Below are 21,047 nucleotides of genomic sequence, written 5' to 3' on the forward strand. Positions count from 1 at the left end.
TTCTGAATGGCCGCGGTCAGCTGAACGGCGCTGCGCAACATCTCGAAGCACTCTCGCCCCCGAATGCCGGGCACTTTCGATCTAGGCTGGAGGCCTTATTGATCCGGTTAACCCCTTTTTGGAGGCGGCAAATGAACACGCGTGGATTGCTCGATCAGCTACTCAAGTCCGGTCAGGACATGTTGCAGAACAAGGCCGGCGGCTCACAAAACAAGACCTCTGGCGGTGGCTTGGGCGGATTGCTCGGCGGCAGCGGTGGTTCGGGCGGCCTCGGCAGTTTGCTCTCGGGCGCGGGCGGCGGGGCGTTGGCGGCCGGCGCCATGGGTTTGCTGCTGGGCAGCAAGAAAGGGCGCAGTGTCGGCGGCAAGGTCCTGACTTATGGCGGCCTCGCCGCATTGGGCGTGATCGCCTACAAGGCGTATGGCAACTGGCAGGCCCAGCAGGGCTCCGCGCCGAAGACTGAACCGCAAACCATCGACCGCTTACCGGCGGCGCAAGTTGAACAGCACAGCCAGGCGATTCTCAAAGCGCTAGTGGCCGCTGCTAAAGCCGATGGCCATGTTGATGAGCGTGAACGTGCGCTGATCGAAGGTGAGTTCACCAAGCTCGACAACGATCAGGAATTGCAGCAGTGGCTGCATGCCGAACTCAGCAAGCCGCTCGACCCGACAGAAGTCGCCCGCGCTGCCAGCACACCGGAAATGGCTGCAGAGATGTACATCGCCAGTGTGATGCTGGTGGATGAAGAGAGCTTCATGGAGAAGTCCTACCTTGATGAGCTTGCACGTCAGCTCAAGCTTGAGCCGGGGTTGAAGGCTGAGTTGGAAAAGCAGGTGCGTCAGGCTTCTGTGTAAGCGTTGTTTAAAAAAACGCGTTCCGAGAGGGCTCTGGGTAACCTCGATCCACCAGAGTAGGTGTGCAGTCAGTTAATTCGCGTCATCGTTCTTCGCGAGCAGGCTCGCTCCCACATAGATCGTGTCCGTTTGGACAACTCGGTCAAGTGTGGGAGCGAGCCTGCTCGCGATAGCATTTTCAGCAGCACCACAGATTTTATTGTCATTCCACGACCCGTTTCTTCCGATTCACCCCTGGCAACAGTCTTATAAATGAAACACCACCCTCAGCTATACTCCGCAACATTTCAACCGCTCCCCGAGGACTGACTGTGAAGAACTGGACGTTGCGCCAACGCATCTTGGCGAGCTTTGCGGTGATTATCGCCATCATGTTGCTGATGGTCGTCGTGTCGTATTCCCGTTTACTGTCGATTGAGTCCAGTGAGAACGTTGTGCGCACTGACAGTGTTCCCGGGATTCACTACAGTTCCCTGATTCGCGGTGCCTGGGTCGATGATTACGTGTTGACCCAGCAACTGATCGGGCTGGGTGGTGGTCGGGGCATGACCCAGGCTGACAAGGATCTGTACAAGGGTATTGAGGAAAGGCTGCAACGCTCGATGGCCAGCTACCGGAGTACCATTTTCGAGGAAGATGATCAGGCAAGATTCGATGAGTTTGAAAAGCTGCACGAACAATATGACAAGCAGCTCGAAGCGGTACTTGATGCTTACCAGCAAAAGGACTTCGAACAGGCCCGTCGCATACTCGCCGAACAGATGACCCCGGCATGGGCTGCCGGCCGCAAACATTTGGATGAACTCATTGAATTCAACAGGGAGGCGGCTGAGACGGCCACTGACTCGATCATTTCATCGGTAGCAGCGGCGAAGCTGATCATGGGTATTTCGTTGCTGGTCGCCGTCATGAGTGCCGGGTTGTGTGGTCTTTTGTTGATGCGCGCGATCATGGCTCCGATGAATCGCATTGTGCAGATCCTCGAAATAATGCGTACCGGCGATCTCAGCAGTCGTCTGAACCTGGCGCGCAAGGACGAATTCGGCGCCGTGGAAACCGGCTTCAACGACATGATGACCGAGCTGACGTCGCTGGTGTCCCAGGCCCAGCGTTCCTCGGTGCAGGTCACCACCTCGGTGACCGAGATCGCCGCCACCTCCAAGCAACAGCAAGCGACCGCCACCGAAACCGCCGCCACCACCACCGAAATCGGCGCGACGTCCCGTGAGATTGCGGCCACTTCGCGGGATCTGGTGCGCACGATGATCGAAGTCTCCACCGCCGCCGATCAGGCCTCGGTGCTCGCCGGTTCCGGGCAGCAAGGCCTGGCGCGGATGGAAGAGACCATGCACTCGGTGATGGGCGCGGCCGATCTGGTCAACGCCAAACTGGCGATCCTCAATGAGAAGGCCGGCAACATCAATCAGGTGGTGGTGACCATCGTCAAGGTCGCCGACCAGACCAATCTCCTGTCGCTCAACGCGGCGATCGAGGCCGAAAAGGCCGGTGAATACGGCCGCGGTTTTTCCGTGGTCGCCACCGAAGTGCGGCGTCTGGCGGACCAGACCGCCGTCGCCACGTACGACATCGAGCAGATGGTGCGCGAGATCCAGTCGGCAGTGTCGGCCGGGGTCATGGGCATGGACAAGTTCTCTGAAGAAGTGCGCCGTGGGATGTCCGAAGTACAGCAAATCGGCGAGCAGTTGTCGCAGATCATCCATCAGGTTCAGGCATTGGCGCCGCGGGTGTTGATGGTCAACGAAGGCATGCAGGCCCAGGCCACGGGCGCGGAGCAGATCAACCACGCGCTGGTGCAATTGGGCGATGCCAGCAGCCAGACCGTCGAGTCCCTGCGCCAGGCCAGTTTCGCCATCGACGAACTGAGCCAGGTGGCCGTAGGGCTACGCAGTGGCGTTTCGCGATTCAAAGTCTGATGAGCGAACCCACGGCCAAGCGCACCGCCGTGAAGCCGGCGCTGCAATCATTGTTTCTGGTGTTCCGCATCGGCAGCGAGCGCTATGCCTTGCAGGCCATCGAAGTGGCGGAAGTGCTGCCGCGTCTGCCATTGAAGCCGATTCCCCGCGCGCCGGAATGGGTTGCCGGGGTGTTCGCCTACCGCGGCGCGGTGGTGCCGGTGATCGACCTCAGTGCGCTGACGTTTGGCCAACCGGCCCAGGCCCGCACCAGCACGCGCTTGGTGCTGGTTAATTACCGTCCAGATGAGACTGCTGAGGCGCAATTGCTCGGGCTGATTCTGGAACAGGCCACCGATACCTTGCGCTGCAACCCGGCGGATTTTCAGCCCTATGGCCTGGACAATCGCCAGGCGCCGTACCTTGGGCCGGTGCGCGAAGATACCCAGGGTTTGCTGCAATGGGTGCGGGTCGCCGATCTGCTGGACGAGAAGGTTCGCGCGCTGCTGTTTCCGTTGCAGCCGTTGGACCTGGCGCTGTTTGAGGAGCGGCCATGAGCAGCGATCAGCGTTTTTTCGATTTCCTCAAAGAGCGCATCGGTCTCGACGTGACCTCGGTGGGCCCGGCGATCATCGAGCGTGCGGTGCGCCAGCGCAGCACGGCATCCAAAGCGCTGACGGTCGATGAATACTGGCACACCTTGCAGGGTTCGCAGGACGAGCAGCAGGCGCTGATCGAAGCGGTGATTGTCCCCGAGACCTGGTTTTTCCGTTACCCGGAATCCTTCGCCACGTTGGCGAAACTCGCCGCCAAACGCCTGAGCGACATCAACAATATGCGCGCGCTGCGGATTCTCAGCCTGCCGTGTTCCACCGGTGAAGAACCGTATTCCATCGCCATGGCGTTGCTCGATGCCGGGCTACAGCCGCACCAGTTCAAGGTCGAAGGCATGGACGTCAGCCCGTTGTCGGTGGAAAAAGCCCGGCGCGCGCTGTACGGCAAGAATTCGTTTCGGGGTCAGGACATCGACTTTCGCGACCGGCATTTCACCGCTGAAGGCGAGGAGGGCTATCGCCTCAGCGGGCGAGTGCTCGAACAAGTGCGTTTGCAGGTCGGCAATCTGCTGGATCCGACGTTGCTGGCCAACGAGCCGCCTTATGACTTTGTGTTTTGCCGCAACCTGCTGATCTATTTCGATCAGCCGACCCAGCAGCAAGTGTTCGAAGTGCTCAAGCGTCTGACCCATGTGGATGGCGTGCTGTTTATCGGCCCGGCCGAGGGCAGTTTGCTCGGCCGTTTCGGCATGCGTTCGATCGGCATCCCGCAGTCCTTTGCGTTCAGTCGTCAGAGCGCACCAGAGCCAGAACCCTCCCCGACGTTCGTGCCAACGCCTCTGCCCGTGCACCAAGCGGTGCGTAGCGTGGCGCCGCCGCCCGTTCGCAGCCGGCCCTTCGCAACGGTAGCGCCGCTGCCTGTCGTGACGAAAGTCGCCAACCCGGACACCGCCACACTGCTGGCGAACATCGCCGCGCTGGCCAACGAAGGCAAAAGTGCCGAGGCCCGCGCCGCGTGCGATAGCTATTTGCGCAGTCATGAACCAGTGGCCCAGGTCTTTTACTGGCTGGGCTTGCTCAGCGATGTCGCCGGCAGAGTCCTTGAGGCTCAAGGGTTTTATCGCAAGGCGTTGTACCTCGACCCGCAACATCCCGACGCGTTGATGCACCTGGCGGCGTTGCTGCAATCCTTGGGCGACACGGCGGGAGCCAGACGATTGCAGGACCGCGCCGCCCGCAGCGAGCGCGCCGCTGACAGTGAGCGTAACCGATGAATGCCGCCGACACCTTTAGCCTCACCCATGAAGATGCCCAGGCCATCGACGACTGCTGGAACCGCATCGGTATCCACGGCGACAAGTCCTGCCCGCTGCTGAACGATCACATTCACTGCCGCAATTGCGCGGTGTATTCGGCCGCTGCGACGCGCTTGCTCGACCGCTACGCGTTGCGGCAGGAAGACCGCTGGCAAGTCTCCACGGCGGTCGAGAGCGAGGTGAAGACCCGTTCGCTGCTGATGTTCCGTCTGGGCGAAGAATGGCTGGCCCTTGCCACTCGTAGTCTGGTGGAGGTGGCGCCGCTGCAAGCGATTCACTCCTTGCCGCACCAACGCTCCCGGGCCTTGCTCGGCGTGGCGAATGTGCGCGGCGCGTTGGTGGCGTGCCTGTCGCTGGTGGAATTGCTCGGGCTCGACGGCGCCAGCAGCGTGGCGTCCGGCGCGCGGGTCATGCCGCGCATGCTGATCATCGCCGCCCACGGCGGGCCGGTGGTGGTGCCGGTGGATGAAGTGGACGGGATTCACGCCATCGACGAACGCATCCTCGAGGCAGCGTCCCGCCCCGGCACGCAGGCCAGCGCCAAATACACCCGTGGCGTGTTGCAATTCAAAGGTCGCAGCCTGCGTTGGCTGGATGAAGAACAGCTGCTGTCCGCCGTGACCCGGAGCCTCACATGACCCCCGAGCAAATGCGCGACGCCTCTTTGCTGGAACTGTTCAGTCTGGAAGCCGAGGCCCAGACGCTGGTGCTGAGCGCAGGTCTTTTGGCGCTGGAGCGCGACCCGACCCAGGCCGATTACCTCGAGTCGTGCATGCGCGCGGCGCATTCGCTCAAGGGCGCGGCGCGGATTGTCGGCGTCGATGCCGGGGTCAGCGTCGCCCATGTGATGGAGGATTACCTGGTCAGCGCCCAGGAAGGGCGCCTGTACCTGCGGCCCGAATACATTGATGGACTGTTGCAAGGCACTGATCTGCTGATGCGAATTGCGACGCCGAGCAACGCTCCGGCGCCTGCGGATATCGAAGCTTACGTCGTCTTGATGGGACGGCTGCTTGAACACATGGCGACGGTTGCCCCCATCGCGCCGCCGATGGCAGAACTTCAGTTTGAACCAACGACGCCCAAGGTTGAGCCGCCCATGCCGGCAGGCGAAGCTCACCCAGAACAGCCCCCCGCAGCGCCCGCCGAGCCAACGCCCAAGGCTAAACGCACCACCGAAAATGGCGAACGCGTGTTGCGCGTCACGGCCGAGCGCTTGAACAGCCTGCTCGACCTGTCGAGCAAATCCCTGGTGGAAACCCTGCGGCTCAAACCGCACCTGGCCACCATGCAACGCCTCAAGCGAATGCAGAACAACGGCCTGCGGGCCCTGGAAAGCCTCAACGTCCACCTCAAGGAACATGCCTTGAGTCTGGAAGCACAAGAAGCCCTCGAAGTTGCTCGTCGGCTACTGGCTGAGTCTCAGCAATTGCTGGTGGAAAAGAACGCCGAACTGGATGAATTCGCCTGGCAGGCCAGTCAACGGGCGCAAGTGTTGTACGACACCGCGCTGGCCTGCCGCATGCGGCCGTTTGCCGATGTGTTGAGCGGGCAAGTGCGCATGGTCCGTGACCTCGGTCGCGACCTCGGCAAACAGGTACGACTGGAGATCGAGGGCGAGAAAACACAGGTCGACCGCGACGTGTTGGAGAAACTTGAAGCGCCGCTGACTCACCTGCTGCGCAATGCCGTGGATCACGGCATCGAATCCCCGGAGCAACGGCTATTGGCGGGCAAACCCGCTGAAGGCCTGATCCGTTTGCGCGCCTCCCATCAGGCCGGTCTGTTGGTGCTGGAACTAAGCGATGACGGCAATGGCGTCGATCTGGAAAAGGTCCGTCGTAGCATCATCGAACGCCAATTGTCTCCGGCCGAAACCGCCGCGCAGTTGAGTGAAGAAGAGTTGCTGACCTTCCTGTTTCTGCCGGGTTTCAGCCTGCGCGACACGGTCACCGAAGTCTCCGGGCGCGGCGTCGGACTGGATGCGGTCCAGCACATGGTCCGCCAGGTGCGCGGCGCGGTTGTGCTGGAGCAGACGGCGGGCGAGGGCAGTCGCTTCCATCTCGAAGTGCCGCTGACCCTGTCGGTGGTGCGCAGTCTGGTGGTGGAAGTCGGTGACGAGGCGTATGCCTTTCCGCTGGCCCACATCGAACGGATGTGCGATCTGGAGCCAGCGGACATTGTCCAGGTCGAAGGCCGTCAGCATTTCTGGCACGAAGGCCGGCATGTCGGGCTGGTCGCGGCCAGTCAGCTGTTGCAGCGTCCGGCGAGCCAGAACAGTCAGCAAACCCTCAAAGTGGTGGTGATTCGCGAGCGCGAGGCGATTTACGGCGTGGCGGTCGAGCGTTTTATCGGCGAGCGGACGTTGGTCGTGTTGCCGCTGGACGAGCGTCTGGGCAAGGTGCAGGACATTTCCGCCGGGGCCTTGCTCGACGATGGTTCGGTGGTGCTGATCGTCGACGTCGAAGACATGCTGCGTTCGGTGGACAAACTGCTCAATACCGGGCGTCTTGAGCGCATTGCCCGTCAAGGCAGCCAAGTGGTTGAAGCCGCGCGAAAACGGATTCTGGTGGTCGACGATTCGCTGACCGTACGTGAGCTGCAACGCAAGTTGCTACTCAATCGCGGCTACGACGTGGCGGTGGCGGTGGACGGAATGGATGGCTGGAACGCCCTGCGTTCGGAGAATTTCGATCTGCTGATCACCGACATCGATATGCCACGCATGGATGGCATCGAGCTGGTGTCTTTGTTGCGCCGGGACAATCGCCTGCAATCCCTTCCGGTGATGGTGGTGTCTTACAAGGATCGTGAAGAGGACCGTCGCCGTGGACTGGACGCTGGAGCCGACTATTATCTAGCCAAAGCCAGTTTTCATGACGACGCCCTGCTTGACGCGGTGGTTGAGCTCATTGGAGGAGCACGTGCATGAGAATAGCGATCGTCAACGACATGCCCATGGCGGTGGAGGCCCTGCGCCGCGCCTTGGTATTCGATCCGGCGCACGAGGTGGTCTGGGTCGCCAGTAATGGGGCCGAGGCGGTGCAGCGTTGCGCTGAAAACACGCCGGATCTGATCCTGATGGACCTGATCATGCCAGTGATGGATGGCGTGGAAGCGACCCGGCGGATCATGGCTGATACGCCGTGCGCGATTGTCATCGTTACGGTCGACCGCGAGCAGAACGTGCATCGGGTGTTTGAGGCCATGGGCCACGGAGCACTGGATGTGGTCGATACGCCGGCTATCGGAGGGGGCAATCCTCAGGAAGCCGCCGCACCGTTGCTGCGCAAGATCATGAACATTGGCTGGCTGATCGGCGACCATAGCAATCGGGTGCGATCGGCACCGAGCTCGCACCGCCACTCGTCCTCGCGCCAGCATTTGGTGGCCATCGGTTCATCCGCTGGCGGGCCGGCGGCGCTCGAAGTGCTGCTCAAGGGCCTGCCGCGAGATTTTTCGGCCGCCATCGTGCTGGTCCAGCATGTGGATCAGGTGTTCGCCGCCGGCATGGCGGAATGGCTTGCCAGCGCCAGTGGCCTGGACGTACGCCTGGCCCAGGAAGGCGAACCGCCGCAAAGCGGCACGGTCCTGCTGGCCGGGACCAACCATCATATTCGCTTGCTGAAAAACGGCACGCTGGCTTACACCGCTGAACCGGTCAACGAGATCTACCGGCCCTCGATCGATGTGTTCTTCGAGAGCGTGGCCAATTACTGGAACGGCGATGCCGTGGGTGTTTTGCTCACCGGCATGGGACGCGATGGCGCACAGGGGCTTAAACTCATGCGCCAACAGGGCTACCTCACAATCGCTCAGGACCAACAAAGCAGTGCGGTGTATGGCATGCCGAAGGCGGCCGCCGCCATCGACGCGGCTGTGGAAATTCGCCCACTGCACAAGATAGCGCCACGATTGCTGGAAATCTTCTCAAAATGACTATCATTAGCAGCAATCGTGGCCAAAGTAGTACTCAGGTGACCGCACATGAATGATTTACAGCTCGACGACTTCAAAACCGACGAAAACGCCGCCATGGTGTTGTTGGTGGACGATCAGGCAATGATCGGCGAGGCGGTGCGCCGCGGGTTGTCGAACGAAGAAAACATCGACTTCCACTTCTGCGCCGACCCGCACCAGGCCATCGCCCAGGCGATCCGCATCAAGCCGACGGTGATCCTCCAGGATCTGGTGATGCCCGGTCTTGACGGTTTGAGCCTGGTGCGAGAGTACCGCAATCATCCGGCGACCAAGGACATCCCGATTATTGTCCTGTCGACTAAGGAAGACCCGCTGATCAAGAGCGCGGCGTTTGCGGCGGGGGCCAATGATTACCTGGTCAAGTTGCCGGACAACATCGAACTGGTGGCGCGCATCCGCTATCACTCGCGCTCCTACATGACGTTGCTGCAGCGTGATGCAGCGTATCGCGCGCTGCGGGTCAGCCAGCAACAGTTGCTCGACACCAACCTGGTGCTACAACGTTTGATGAACTCGGACGGCCTGACCGGGCTGTCGAACCGCCGGCATTTCGACGAATACCTGGAGCTTGAGTGGCGCCGTTCGATGCGTGACCAAAGTCAACTGTCGCTGCTGATGATCGATGTGGATTACTTCAAGTCCTACAACGACAGCTTCGGCCACCTTGAAGGCGATGAAGCCCTGCGCAAAGTGGCCACGGCGATACGTGATGCGAGTGCGCGGCCTTCGGACCTGCCGGCCCGTTACGGCGGCGAAGAATTCGTCCTGGTGCTGCCTAATACCACACCGGGCGGTGCGCGACTGGTGGCGGAAAAACTGCGTCTGACGGTGGCCGCGCTGAAGATTCCGCATATTTTCCCCAGCGAGGGCTCGAGCCTGACCATCAGCATCGGCCTGTCGACCATGACCCCGCAACCGGGCGGCGACTGCCGTCAATTGATCTCGGCGGCGGACAAGGGGCTGTATCTGGCGAAGAACAATGGGCGTAATCAGGTGGGGATCGAATAACCCACACCCCTAGCGCTGTAGCACCGTAGCAGCTGTCGAGCCCGCGAGGCTGCGTTCGGCGGCGCAGCCGTCGTAAAACCAGACAACGCGGTCGTTCAGGAAAACCGCGTACGCAGGTTTTGCGAGGACTTCGTCCTCGAACGCGGCCTCGCGGGGCTCGACCGCTGCTACAGGAGTGCTCCATGGTTTCAAGCAAAACCATTCGCCCCTAAAGCCGCCAGGCGGGCTGCCGTGACAGCCTGATTACGTTATACTCGCCGGCTTTCAAAAGTTCGCCAACGAGTGCTGCCCGCCATGGAAATCAACCCGATCCTTAACAGTATCAAGGACCTGTCCGAGCGCTCCGAAACTATTCGGGGGTATCTTTGACTACGATCAAAAGCATGAGCGTCTGACTGAAGTCAATCGCGAGCTTGAAGATCCGTCTGTCTGGAACAACCCGACGTACGCTCAGGAGCTGGGCCGCGAGCGGTCCCTGCTGGCTCAGATCGTCGAAACCCTCGACGAAATGCACACAGGCCTGGCCGACGCCAAAGACCTGCTGCTGATGTCCGCCGAAGAAGAAGACCAGGCCGCCGTCGATGACGTTGCTGCCGAAGTCGAGCGTCTGCGCGAGTCCCTGGAAAAACTCGAATTCCGTCGCATGTTCAGCGGTGAAATGGACGCCAACAACGCCTACCTGGACATCCAGGCCGGCTCCGGCGGTACCGAGGCTCAGGACTGGGCCAACATCCTGCTGCGCATGTACCTGCGCTGGGCCGACAAACGCGGTTTCGACGCGACCATCATGGAACTGTCGGCCGGTGAAGTCGCCGGTATCAAAGGCGCCACAATCCATATCAAGGGTGAATACGCCTTTGGCTGGTTGCGTACCGAAATCGGCGTGCACCGTCTGGTGCGCAAGAGCCCGTACGACTCCGGTAACCGTCGCCACACCTCGTTCTCGGCCGTGTTCGTGTCGCCGGAAATCGATGACAACATCGAAATCGACATCAACCCGTCGGACCTGCGCATTGACACCTACCGCTCCTCCGGTGCCGGTGGTCAGCACGTAAACACCACCGACTCGGCCGTGCGTATTACGCACGTACCGAGCAACACTGTGGTCAGCTGCCAGAACGAACGCTCCCAGCACGCCAACAAAGACACCGCGATGAAAATGTTGCGGGCGCGCTTGTACGAGCAGGAAGTGCAGAAACGCAACGCCGCCTCCCAGGCCCTGGAAGACACCAAGTCGGACATCGGCTGGGGTCACCAGATCCGCTCGTATGTACTCGATGCGTCGCGAATCAAGGATTTGCGCACTAACATCGAACGTAGTGACTGCGACAAGGTGCTCGACGGCGACATCGACGAATACCTGGTGGCCAGCCTGAAGCAAGGCCTGTAAACCGCCAGTCAAGACCTTAAGTCCCCTGCCACCGGTGGGGGCAACGAACCTGTGATGGAATTTTTAAAGACATGAGCGACCTAGAACTCGACCCGCAAGCCCTGCAACAGGAAGAAAACTCCCTGATCGCCCTGCGCAAGGAAAAGCTGGCTGCCGAGCGCGCCAAGGGCAATGCCTTCCCGAACGACTTCCGCCGCGACAACTACTGCGAAGACTTGCAGAAACAGTACGCGGACAAGACCAAGGAAGAGCTGGCAGAGGCTGCGATCCCGGTCAAGGTTGCCGGTCGCATCATGCTCAACCGTGGCTCGTTCATGGTGATCCAGGACATGACCGGTCGCATTCAGGTCTACGTCAACCGTAAAACCCTGTCCGAAGAAACCCTGGCCTCGGTGAAAACCTGGGACATGGGCGACATCATCGCAGCCGTTGGCACCCTGGCGCGTTCCGGCAAGGGCGACCTGTACGTCGAAATGACGGAAGTGCGCCTGCTGACCAAGTCCTTGCGTCCGCTGCCGGACAAACACCACGGCCTGACCGACACCGAACAGCGCTATCGCCAGCGTTACGTCGACCTGATCGTCAACGAAGACGTGCGCCAGACCTTCCGCGTACGTTCGCAAGTGATTGCGCACATCCGCAGTTTCCTGATGCAGCGTGACTTCCTGGAAGTGGAAACGCCGATGCTGCAAACCATTCCGGGTGGCGCGGCAGCCAAGCCGTTCGAGACTCACCACAACGCGCTGGACATGGAAATGTTCCTGCGTATCGCGCCTGAGCTGTACCTCAAGCGCCTCGTTGTCGGCGGCTTCGAAAAAGTCTTCGAGATCAACCGCAACTTCCGTAACGAAGGCGTTTCGACTCGTCACAACCCTGAATTCACCATGTTGGAGTTCTACCAGGCTTACGCCGACTACGAAGACAACATGGACCTGACCGAAGAACTGTTCCGCGAACTGGCGCAGCTGGTTCTGGGCAGCACCGACGTGCCTTACGGCGACAAAGTGTTCCACTTCGGCGAACCGTTCGTGCGTCTGTCGGTGTTCGACTCGATCCTCAAGTACAACCCTGAGCTGACCGCTGACGACCTGACCGACATCGACAAGGCCCGCGCCATCGCCAAGAAGGCCGGCGCCAAGGTGCTGGGCTTCGAAGGTCTGGGCAAATTGCAGGTGATGATTTTCGAAGAACTGGTCGAGCATAAGCTGGAGCAGCCGCACTTTATCACTCAGTACCCGTTTGAAGTGTCGCCGCTGGCCCGTCGTAACGACGACAACCCGAACGTCACCGACCGTTTCGAACTGTTCATCGGTGGCCGCGAAATCGCCAACGCCTACTCCGAGTTGAACGACGCGGAAGACCAGGCCGAGCGCTTCATGGCTCAGGTGGCCGACAAGGACGCCGGCGACGACGAAGCCATGCACTACGACGCCGACTTCGTTCGTGCGCTGGAGTACGGCATGCCGCCAACGGCCGGTGAAGGTATCGGCATCGACCGCCTGGTGATGCTGCTGACCAACTCCCCGTCGATCCGCGACGTGATCCTGTTCCCGCACATGCGGCCGCAAGCGTAAGTGTTTCAATAAAAAAGCCGCCTAAAACAGGCGGCTTTTTATTGCCTGTCTGGTACAAACGTATCAATTGGTTACTTTTGAAGTAGAGAGGAATACCTGTCGTGAACCGTGCAATTGCTCAAGAGGGTGCAGCGGACGTCGCCACTGCGGTCGCTGAAAGTGTTCAGTACCAGGGTCGCAAGGCCAGCCGACAGGGCAGTGAACAGCGTCGACAGGACATTCTCGATGCGGCGATGCGCATTGTCGTGCGCGATGGCGTGCGGGCCGTGCGTCACCGCGCAGTGGCCGCCGAGGCTGGTGTGCCGCTGTCGGCCACCACTTACTATTTCAAGGATATCGATGACCTGCTCACCGATACCTTTGCCCAATACGTGGAACGCAGCGCGGCGTTCATGGCCAAGCTGTGGGCCAGCAACGAAGGCCTGCTGCGCGAGATGGTTGCTTATGGCGATGGCAGCCCTGAGTCCCGTTCACAGCTGGCTGACGATATCGCACGCCTGACCGCCGATTATGTGCAACGCCAATTGCACAACCGTCGCGAGCACTTGATGGCCGAGCAGGCGTTCCGTCAGGAGGCGCTGTTGAACCCGCGCCTGGCGGAGTTGGTGCGCTCGCATCAGCAGATTCTTCTGCAAGGCACCTGCCATTTTTTCGAGGTATTGGGTTCCCGCGAGCCACAACAGGATGCCAAAGTGTTGACGGCGATTATCGGACGGATGGAATATCAGGGCCTGCTCAACGACGCCGAGCCTGTCGCCGAAGCCGAAATGCTCGGCATCCTCACGCGGTATATGCACCTGGTATTGGCGTCGGTGTAACCCTGCGTGTATTCAAAGGGAGTGTTGAATGAAAGCCTGGCGTGTCGTTGTGATCGCCTTGTCGTTCCTGCTGCTCAGTGGCTGTCTGGTGACCTTCAAGGAGCCGCTGCCCTCGAGCGAGCCCGCGCCTAAAGGGTTGCTCGGCAAATGGACCAGCACCAATGCCTGGGGCGAGCCGCTGAATCTGGAACTGACGCGCCTCGGCGACAATCACTATCAGGCCGTCAGCTACTTCAAGGCTAAACCCAAGGAGCGCGAAGCCTATCCGTTCACGGTGACCCGCCATGGCAGTCGCTGGTACCTGTCGGCGAAGGTGCCGGCGCAATTCGGTGGGCATTTCACACTCTTGGGTTTTGAACTCACCGATAAACATGAACTGGTTGTCTACAACCTCGACCTCGAGCAGATCAACCAGGCCTTGAGGCAAAAAGTCCTCAGCGGCGAAGGCTTCCAGACCGACGACGGCGACGGCGTGTTGATCAACAACAATCTGGACCAGGTTTTCGCCTACCTCGATGACCCGGCCAATTCCGATGTGTTCGTCGAGGCGGTGCGCTATCAGCGCCTGGCCAAAGCCAAATAAACCCAGCACGTAAACGGTTTTTCTACAGGAGTTTCGGGTGGACGATTACCAGCAGTCGATACGCATTTTGTCCGATCGCATTGTGCTGGCGCAGACGCCGATTCGCGTCCTGGATGCGGTGAAGTGGGACGACAACATCCGCAAGGGGTTCCTCAAGGCCAAGGGCAAGGAAATGCCGGCGGTGGACCGCGATTACTACCTGAACCGGCCGCTGGCGTTCGACTCCAGCAAGGTGAAGCTGGAATTCCAGAACATTGAACGCGACATCACCCGTCAGCTCGGACAGTTCAACCCGGTCGGCCAGATCATGCGCCGCATGTGCAAGGAATACCGGATGGTGGTGCGCATGCTCGAAGCGCGCGGCACCGAGGATTTCGGGCTGATTTCACAGGAGCTTTACGGTGCCGCTTCCGACGCGTTCCACGCCGGCGATCCGACCCTTTCCGACCTGGGTCTGATGCTCTCGGATTACCTGAACAATATCGATGGCCGTGGCGACCTGAAGGACGAACCGAAAATCCTCACCGCCAAGGAAGCCGTCCACCTGCTGCAAACCCGCTTGAACAAGGTATTCGGCGAGGCCGAGGACACCATTCGCGTATTCGAATCCGACGGGATCGTCGCCGATGCCGCGGCTGGCGCCGACTACATCAAGATCCGCGCCGACGCGATGTTCAACGACCGTGACGTGCGCGCCCTGGAAGTCCACGAAGGGCTGGTGCATGTGGGGACCACGCTCAATGGTCTGAACCAGCCGATCTGCACCTTCCTCTCCAAAGGTCCGCCGTCGTCGACGGTGACCCAGGAAGGCCTGGCGATCCTGATGGAAATCATCACCTTTGCCTCCTACCCAAGTCGCCTGCGCAAGCTGACCAACCGCACTCGCGCCATTCACATGGTGGAAGAGGGCGCGGACTTCCTGCAGATCTTCGAGTTCTTCCGCGAGCAAGGTTTTGAAATGGCGGAAAGCTATGGCAACGCCAGTCGGGTTTTCCGTGGCTCGGTGCCGACAGGTCTGCCATTTACCAAAGACTTGTCCTACCTCAAGGGCTTTATCATGGTTTACAACTACATTCAGTTGGCCGTGCGTAAAGGCAAGCTTGAGCAGATACCGCTGCTGTTTTGCGGCAAGACCACGCTGGAAGACATGCGGACCTTGCGCCAGTTGGTGGATGAAGGGCTGGTGGTGCCGCCGAAGTATTTGCCGGATCAGTTCCGTGACCTGAACGCGCTGTCGGCATGGATGTGCTTCTCCAACTTCCTCAATCATCTGAGCCTGGACCGGATCGAAGCGGATTACTCCAATATCCTTTAAGGAGTACACGGTCAAAATGTGGGAGCGGGCTTGCTCGCGAATGCGGTCTAACATTCAATATCTCTGTTGTCTGACACACCGCTTTCGCGAGCAAGCCCGCTCCCACAGGTTCTGTGTTTCAACCTTCATTCACGAGGTTTCATCGGATGAGAATCCTCGGCTTCTTCTGCCTTCTCCTGACCTTGAGCGGTTGCAGCTCGCTGCTGTTCTACCCCGAGCCAGGCCAGCTGTTTACCCCGGAAAAAGCCGAACTCGAATACCGCGACGTCACCCTGACCACCGCCGACGGCCTCAAGCTGCACGGCTGGTGGTTGCCGGCCAAACAAGGTGTCGAGGTCAAAGGCACGGTGCTGCATTTGCACGGTAACGGCGGCAATCTACCCATGCATCTCGGGGGGAGCTGGTGGTTACCGAAAGAAGGGTATCAAGTGCTGCTGCTGGATTATCGCGGCTACGGTCTGTCCGAGGGTGAACCGACGCTGCCGGAGATTTATCAGGACATCGACGCCGCGTTCAAATGGCTCGATCAGGCGCCGGAGGTCAAGGGCAAGCCGCTGATCCTGCTCGGCCAAAGCCTCGGTGGTTCGATGGCCGTGCACTACTTGGTTCAGCACCCTGAACGCCAGAAACAACTCAAGGCTTTCGTCCTCGATGGCGTGCCCGCCAGCTATCGCAGTATCGGTCAATTTGCCCTGAGCCAATCCTGGCTGACCTGGCTGTTTCAGGTGCCGCTGTCCTGGCTGGTGCCGGACGGCGACAGCGCGATCCACTCCATGGCGCAGCTCAATGGCGTACCGAAACTGATCTACCACAGCATCGACGATCCGATCGTGCCCCTTTCCAACGGCATCCGTCTGTATCAAGCTGCGCCGCCGCCGCGGGTGCTGCAACTGACCCGTGGCGGTCATGTGCAGACGTTCACCGACCCGGTCTGGCGCAAAGTCATGCTGCGTTTTCTCGATGATCCGCAGCATTTCAACGGTCTGCGCCGCCTCGGCGAAGTCCCGAATTACCCGGCGCCGAAAAATTCTGAAGATGAACCACCAGAGAGTCCGCAATGAGTGAAGAACGTAACGCCATCCCGCTGATCATCACCGGTATCTGCAGCATCCTCGGCACTGTCGGAGCCCTGTGGTTCTACGGCTACCTGCACTTCGCCAAACCCGAAGATGCGCTGCTGCTCAGCGACTTCACCATGCTCAAGACTGTGCCGGGCGAAGACTACAAAGTCTCCCTGGAACCGGCCCCGCAAGTCGCGCAGTGCATCGATGGCGTGCTGGTGATGTTCGACACCGAACAGAAAGGCCTGAGCGGCGTGTTGGTCAACAACAAGAAAAAAGCCGTGCGCTGCATGGGTGAGGAAACCCCGCAGAAGCTGCAACCGTAGCGCTCCCGACAAGATCGCAGCCTCGTTTCACTATGTAGGAGCTGTCGAGTGAAACGAGGCTGCGATCTTTTGATCTTAAAAACAAAAGCCCCACCTGATCGACTCAGGCGGGGCTTTTGTGTTTCAGCAAACGAAGCTTAGTTAGAGCTGACCGCCGAACGCGGGATCACCGGCTGGTTGTCGTTGGAAATGGTCACTTCCACCCGACGGTTCATCGCACGGCCCGACACGCTGGAGTTCTCCGCGACCGGGTATTCCTTGCCGTAACCCTGCGCCACGATACGCGCTGGATCTACGCCCATCTTCACCAGTGCCGTGCGCACGGAACCGGCCCGACGCTCGGACAGCGACTGGTTGTGGTTCGCGGTGCCCGTGCTGTCGGTGTAGCCCTCGACGATCACTTTGCGATCAGGGTTTTCCGAGAGGAATTGCGCCAGTTTGTTGATATTCGCTAGACCGCTGGACTTCAGATCAGCCCTGTCAGTGGCAAACAACACATCACCGAACGTCACCAAGGTTCCGCGATCGGTCTGCTTGGCATTCAGGCTGTCCTGCAATTGCTTGATCTGCGCGTCGCGGGCATCCAGACGAGCCTGGGCACGCTGCGCGGAAGCATTTTTCAGATTGGCTTCGGCGTTGCGCAGAGCAATGGTCTGCTTCGCTACTTCAACACGTTGATTGGTCAGGTAAGCCAGTTGGTCAACCTTGGCCTGGTCTTCTTTGTCCTGATAAGCCTTGTCGGCCTTGTCCAGGTAATCGCTGGCTTCTTTGGTTTCCAGCGCCGCGACTTGGCTGGCTTGCGGGTTGGTTTGCAGGCCGGTGTAGTTGGTGCGGGCCTGTTCCAGGTTCGCGTTCGGCGGCGTGGAGCAGGCGGCCAGTGCAACGCTTGCGGCCAGCAGGGCAGGGATCAACAATTGTGTACGCATGGTGGTTTCGTCCTTTTAGTCGAGTAAGAAGTACGTCGTGTCGCGCCGCTTACTGCACGGTGCGCTGGCTTTCCTGACGCAGTTCTTGAACACCTTTCTGAGAGTCCTTCACAGCCTGTTCAGCTTTGATCGCCTGGGCTTTGCGCTCAGCCACGCGAGCGTCCCACTCGGCCTGTTCGGCCAGGACTTTGGCTTCGTCATACTTTTTGTCGTGCAGGGCGATTTCGGCTTGTTTGAGCTTGTCCTGGGCGGATTTCATTTCCACTGCCGCGAATTCGGTACCGCCGGCACTGACGGCGCTGTTGACCGCCGATTCCGTCACGGCGAATTGCTCGCTTGGCGGGTTACCGGCACAACCGGCCAGAACGAGGCTGCTGCCGATGGCCAGTGCAGCCAGTTTCAGGCTACGCAGAGGGGGGAACGAGGATTTGGCAGTTCGGGTCTTCATGGTCTTCAACTCCATTGGAAAAACTCCTGAAAAACTTAAAATCCATCCTGGGCAAGGAGCCGCAACCTTCAATTTCCGGGGGTGTTTTAAAACGGCCGTCCCAGGCGTGGTTAATGGGTGTGACCCGAGGCGTTTTTCGAAAGTTCAGAGAATATGGCCCATCGCCCGAAAAAACTTTGACCGAACGGACAAGGCTCTAAACCAGGAATCCTTACCGCAAGCAGCCGTATTCCCGGCCCTGCAGGGGGCCAGGAATACGCATTTTGGGAGGGGGAAAGAAGTGCAGTAATCAGTGTTTCTGTTTGTCGTCGACGGCCGACAAATCGTGCAAATGACGACGGGACAAGGCGAGAAAACGCGGAGTCGGACCGACGTCTTCGTACAGCGGATCACCTTCTTCGTCGGTGGCCACGACGGTCGAGCCCTTCACGTACGGAAAGCTTTTTTCGAGCTCTTCCAGGGCGGCGCCGATCAGCTCGCCGAGCAGTTCTTCGGGCTGCCGTTTGGGGTACATTTCGATAATGGCCGCCAGCCGTGCGGCGGCCTCTACATCCAGATGAATCGAGTATCCGGTGTCGGTCAGGCGACCCTTGGCGTTTTCTTCCCAGTGATGGGCAAGCTCGCGGATTTTCATAGTGACCTCAATGCGCACCTGCTCGTGGCAGGCAGTGTCAGTGTCCGGCAATCGCCGGCGGCAGCCGTTGTAAGGCTTACTCTTCAGACTAGCTTTAACGCCCAAGGTTTAAAGTCCCTTCGTCGTCTTATGCCGTTGGCGGGGATTGGGTGTATATCCGTTTTTGCGGTGATGGCTGCTGGCGGTTTCGCTTTTACAGCGAGTCACTTTGGAAAAGCGCCAAAGTAACCAAAGCGCTCCTGCCCCTGTCGTTCGGTGCCTCGCCCAGGCTCGGCATGCCCTCGCTCCGGTCCTGCTCCGTGGGCCCGCCGCCATCGGCCATCCATGGCCGGGGGCGGCTAACCCGGCATCCATGCCGGGTTGCCCACTGCGCAGAACCTCCACTCGGCCTCTCGATGGGGCGGTGCATCAAGATCAAAAGCTGCAGGCGAGCTAACGCTCGGCCTGTTGAGTGGTGAGGAGCAAAAGCTGTACGCCGATCTGCTTTATGTGGGAGCGGGCTTGCTCGCGAAGCTGTTGATCTTGCCGTTGCCGTTGCTTTTGATTTTGATCTGTTGCCCCTTTCCCAGAGGCCGAACGCAGGCGTTGCGCAGGGGGCACCGCGGCAAGGATGCCGCGGTAGCCGCCCCCGGCCATGGATGGCCGATGGCGGCGGGCCCCCGGAGCAATGCCGGAGTGAGGGCATGCCGAGCCTAGGCGAGGCACCGAATGGAGGGGCAAAGCGTTTTGCTTCCTTTTGGGCGTTTGCAAAAGGGAGTCGCTGTAAAAGCCAGCCCTTTCAAGGTCTTTGATAAAATCCCCCAAAACTCCAGTCAGGGTGACGAAAGCGATGTGGGCAGAAGTTCTAGCGCGGTTTGAGAAAAAAACACCGGCCAGTGTCATGACAAGAGTGATACTGGAGCAGGCTGTTCCTGCCGAATGGGTCGATCAGGTGTTCGAAGAACATCGTCAGCGGCAATACCCGCGTGAGCTTCTGTTCTCAACCATCGTTGAACTGATGTCCCTTGTTTCATTGGGCTTGCGACCATCGCTACATGCTGCTGCACGGCAGATGGAGGATCTTCCCGTCAGCTTGGCGGCGCTGTATGACAAGGTCAGCCGCACAGAACCTGCGCTGCTGCGCGCCCTGGTCACCGGCAGCGCAGAGCGCTTGGCCCCGACGATAAAAGAGCTGGGGCACTCAGCCATTTTGCCGGGCTGGCAACTGCGGGTCGTCGACGGCAACCACCTGCCTTCCAGCGAAAAACGCCTGGGCGCTTTGCGCCGTGAACGGGGGGCCGCCCGGCCTGGTTTTTCAGTAGTGGTTTACGACCCCGATCTGGATCAGGTCGTCGATCTTCAGCCCTGTGAAGATGCCTATGCCAGTGAGCGCGTCAGCGTTCTGCCGTTGCTGGAAAAAGCCTGTGCGGGGCAGCTGTGGATGGCTGATCGACTCTATTGCACGCTCCCCGTCATGGACGCCTGCGAAGAGTCCGGAGCCTCGTTCATCATTCGCGAACCGAGCAAACATCCACGCCTACTTAAGGAAAGCGACTGGCAGGAGTCTGTCGCGGTCGGGGCAGGCAGCGTGCGCGAGCAAATCATCGAAGTTAAAGGTGGTCGCCAGTGGCGGCGTGTCGAACTGAATCTGCAAACCCCCACCGAATCTGGCGACACCACGCTGTTGTTCTGGAGCAACTTGCCCGACTCCATCAGTGCCGAGCAAATCGCCGATTTGTACCGCCGTCGCTGGAGCATCGAAGGGATGTTCCAGCGCCTGGAATCGGTGCTGGACAGCGAAATCGAAACCTTGGGCAACCCTAAGGCCGCCCTGCTGGGATTTGCGTCGGCCGTGTTGGCTTACAACGTCTTGGCCGTGCTCAAGCGCAGCGTTGAACAGGCTCATCGCCAGACCCTGCCCGACGATTGGGAAGCATCGATTTTCCACCTGACGGTACAGGTACGCAGCGGTTACGAGGGTATGCAAATAGCTCTGCCAGCAGAGCACTCATCCATTCCGATCCCCGCAGGAGGGCTGGCTCAGTACCTGCTTGCACTCGCTCGAAACATCCAGCCCAAAGCGGTCGTCAAGAGCAAGCGAGGTCCGAAGGTGCCCAAAACAAAGGAGTGGCTTGAAGGCAAAGCCGCGAATGCCCACGTGTCGACGGATCGGGTGCTCAAGGCCGCTAAAGTCAAAAGACCTTGAAAGGGCTGGCTGTAAAAGCGAAACCGCCAGCCGCCATCACCGCAGAAACGGATATGTACCCACCACCCCCAACCCCAACCCCAATCCCAAAAACTTCTCGGGCGAACATCATTCCCATCGTCGTCCGCTTGTAAGAACCGCTTTACAACGGCACTCTCTAA

19 protein-coding genes are annotated in these 21,047 nt (G+C 59.8%); 16 read left to right on the plus strand and 3 right to left on the minus strand.

What is annotated here, in order from left to right:
* Nucleotides 1–131: 131 nt before the first annotated feature.
* From ACSQ87_RS06515 to ACSQ87_RS06585, 15 genes are all read left to right on the plus strand, one after another.
* Entirely contained in the window at nucleotides 132–854 is a 723-nt protein-coding gene (locus tag ACSQ87_RS06515) for a tellurite resistance TerB family protein (protein ID WP_436273563.1), read from the plus strand.
* 311 nt (nucleotides 855–1,165) lie between these two features.
* The gene (locus tag ACSQ87_RS06520) at nucleotides 1,166–2,788 is read left to right on the plus strand and encodes a methyl-accepting chemotaxis protein (RefSeq protein ID WP_150654786.1); all 1,623 of its coding nucleotides are present in this window, start codon (nucleotides 1,166–1,168) and stop codon (nucleotides 2,786–2,788) included.
* Nucleotides 2,788–3,324: a chemotaxis protein CheW gene (locus ACSQ87_RS06525; protein WP_223429739.1), complete on the plus strand. Its 537-nt coding sequence runs from the start codon at nucleotides 2,788–2,790 to the stop codon at nucleotides 3,322–3,324. Before ACSQ87_RS06520 ends, ACSQ87_RS06525 begins: the two co-directional genes overlap by 1 nt.
* Nucleotides 3,321–4,595 carry a CheR family methyltransferase gene (locus ACSQ87_RS06530; protein WP_223429740.1) on the plus strand — a complete coding sequence of 425 codons (1,275 nt, stop codon included), beginning with the start codon at nucleotides 3,321–3,323 and terminating at the stop codon, nucleotides 4,593–4,595. Before ACSQ87_RS06525 ends, ACSQ87_RS06530 begins: the two co-directional genes overlap by 4 nt.
* Nucleotides 4,592–5,275: a chemotaxis protein CheW gene (locus ACSQ87_RS06535; protein ID WP_436273564.1), complete on the plus strand. Its 684-nt coding sequence runs from the start codon at nucleotides 4,592–4,594 to the stop codon at nucleotides 5,273–5,275. The genes ACSQ87_RS06530 and ACSQ87_RS06535 overlap by 4 nt, the downstream gene beginning before the upstream one ends.
* A complete protein-coding gene (locus tag ACSQ87_RS06540) occupies nucleotides 5,272–7,569 on the plus strand; it encodes a hybrid sensor histidine kinase/response regulator (RefSeq protein ID WP_436273565.1) in 2,298 nt (765 codons plus the stop codon). Before ACSQ87_RS06535 ends, ACSQ87_RS06540 begins: the two co-directional genes overlap by 4 nt.
* A complete protein-coding gene (locus ACSQ87_RS06545) occupies nucleotides 7,566–8,576 on the plus strand; it encodes a chemotaxis response regulator protein-glutamate methylesterase (protein ID WP_223429743.1) in 1,011 nt (336 codons plus the stop codon). The genes ACSQ87_RS06540 and ACSQ87_RS06545 overlap by 4 nt, the downstream gene beginning before the upstream one ends.
* 48 nt (nucleotides 8,577–8,624) lie before the next feature.
* Nucleotides 8,625–9,626, plus strand: coding sequence for a response regulator (locus ACSQ87_RS06550; RefSeq protein WP_223429744.1), 1,002 nt, complete (start codon nucleotides 8,625–8,627; stop codon nucleotides 9,624–9,626).
* Nucleotides 9,627–9,920: 294 nt separating this feature from the next.
* A protein-coding gene (gene prfB / locus ACSQ87_RS06555) for a peptide chain release factor 2 (RefSeq protein ID WP_141232781.1) occupies nucleotides 9,921–11,016 on the plus strand; the annotation gives its coding sequence in 2 pieces (ribosomal slippage) (nucleotides 9,921–9,992 and nucleotides 9,994–11,016; 1,095 coding nt in all).
* Between the two features lie 71 nt (nucleotides 11,017–11,087).
* The gene (lysS, locus tag ACSQ87_RS06560) at nucleotides 11,088–12,590 is read left to right on the plus strand and encodes a lysine--tRNA ligase (protein WP_282482734.1); all 1,503 of its coding nucleotides are present in this window, start codon (nucleotides 11,088–11,090) and stop codon (nucleotides 12,588–12,590) included.
* 101 nt (nucleotides 12,591–12,691) lie between these two features.
* Nucleotides 12,692–13,408 (plus strand): TetR/AcrR family transcriptional regulator, encoded by a 717-nt coding sequence (locus ACSQ87_RS06565; RefSeq protein ID WP_046048164.1) that lies wholly within the window; start codon nucleotides 12,692–12,694, stop codon nucleotides 13,406–13,408.
* Between the two features lie 28 nt (nucleotides 13,409–13,436).
* Nucleotides 13,437–13,991 carry a hypothetical protein gene (locus ACSQ87_RS06570; protein ID WP_223429745.1) on the plus strand — a complete coding sequence of 185 codons (555 nt, stop codon included), beginning with the start codon at nucleotides 13,437–13,439 and terminating at the stop codon, nucleotides 13,989–13,991.
* 37 nt (nucleotides 13,992–14,028) lie between these two features.
* The gene (locus ACSQ87_RS06575; protein ID WP_150654795.1) at nucleotides 14,029–15,306 is read left to right on the plus strand and encodes a flavohemoglobin expression-modulating QEGLA motif protein; all 1,278 of its coding nucleotides are present in this window, start codon (nucleotides 14,029–14,031) and stop codon (nucleotides 15,304–15,306) included.
* A 146-nt stretch (nucleotides 15,307–15,452) separates the two neighbouring features.
* Nucleotides 15,453–16,367, plus strand: a complete 915-nt coding sequence (locus ACSQ87_RS06580) for an alpha/beta hydrolase (RefSeq protein WP_436273566.1) — start codon at nucleotides 15,453–15,455, stop codon at nucleotides 16,365–16,367.
* A complete protein-coding gene (locus ACSQ87_RS06585) occupies nucleotides 16,364–16,693 on the plus strand; it encodes a hypothetical protein (protein WP_033056344.1) in 330 nt (109 codons plus the stop codon). The genes ACSQ87_RS06580 and ACSQ87_RS06585 overlap by 4 nt, the downstream gene beginning before the upstream one ends.
* Nucleotides 16,694–16,830: 137 nt before the next feature.
* Here the strand turns inward: ACSQ87_RS06585 and ACSQ87_RS06590 are convergent, their stop codons facing one another.
* The 3 genes from ACSQ87_RS06590 to ACSQ87_RS06600 form a co-directional block, all read right to left on the minus strand.
* Entirely contained in the window at nucleotides 16,831–17,619 is a 789-nt protein-coding gene (locus tag ACSQ87_RS06590; protein ID WP_436273567.1) for an OmpA family protein, read from the minus strand.
* 49 nt (nucleotides 17,620–17,668) lie between these two features.
* Nucleotides 17,669–18,082, minus strand: coding sequence for a DUF4398 domain-containing protein (locus ACSQ87_RS06595; protein ID WP_111451410.1), 414 nt, complete (start codon nucleotides 18,080–18,082; stop codon nucleotides 17,669–17,671).
* 274 nt (nucleotides 18,083–18,356) lie between these two features.
* Nucleotides 18,357–18,701: a hypothetical protein gene (locus ACSQ87_RS06600; RefSeq protein WP_046048158.1), complete on the minus strand. Its 345-nt coding sequence runs from the start codon at nucleotides 18,699–18,701 to the stop codon at nucleotides 18,357–18,359.
* 880 nt (nucleotides 18,702–19,581) lie between these two features.
* Here ACSQ87_RS06600 and ACSQ87_RS06605 point away from each other — a divergent pair.
* Entirely contained in the window at nucleotides 19,582–20,886 is a 1,305-nt protein-coding gene (locus ACSQ87_RS06605) for an IS4 family transposase (RefSeq protein ID WP_436273568.1), read from the plus strand.
* Nucleotides 20,887–21,047 lie beyond the last annotated feature (161 nt).

The organism is Pseudomonas sp. LjRoot277, assembly GCF_964253845.1.
Lineage (GTDB): Bacteria > Pseudomonadota > Gammaproteobacteria > Pseudomonadales > Pseudomonadaceae > Aquipseudomonas.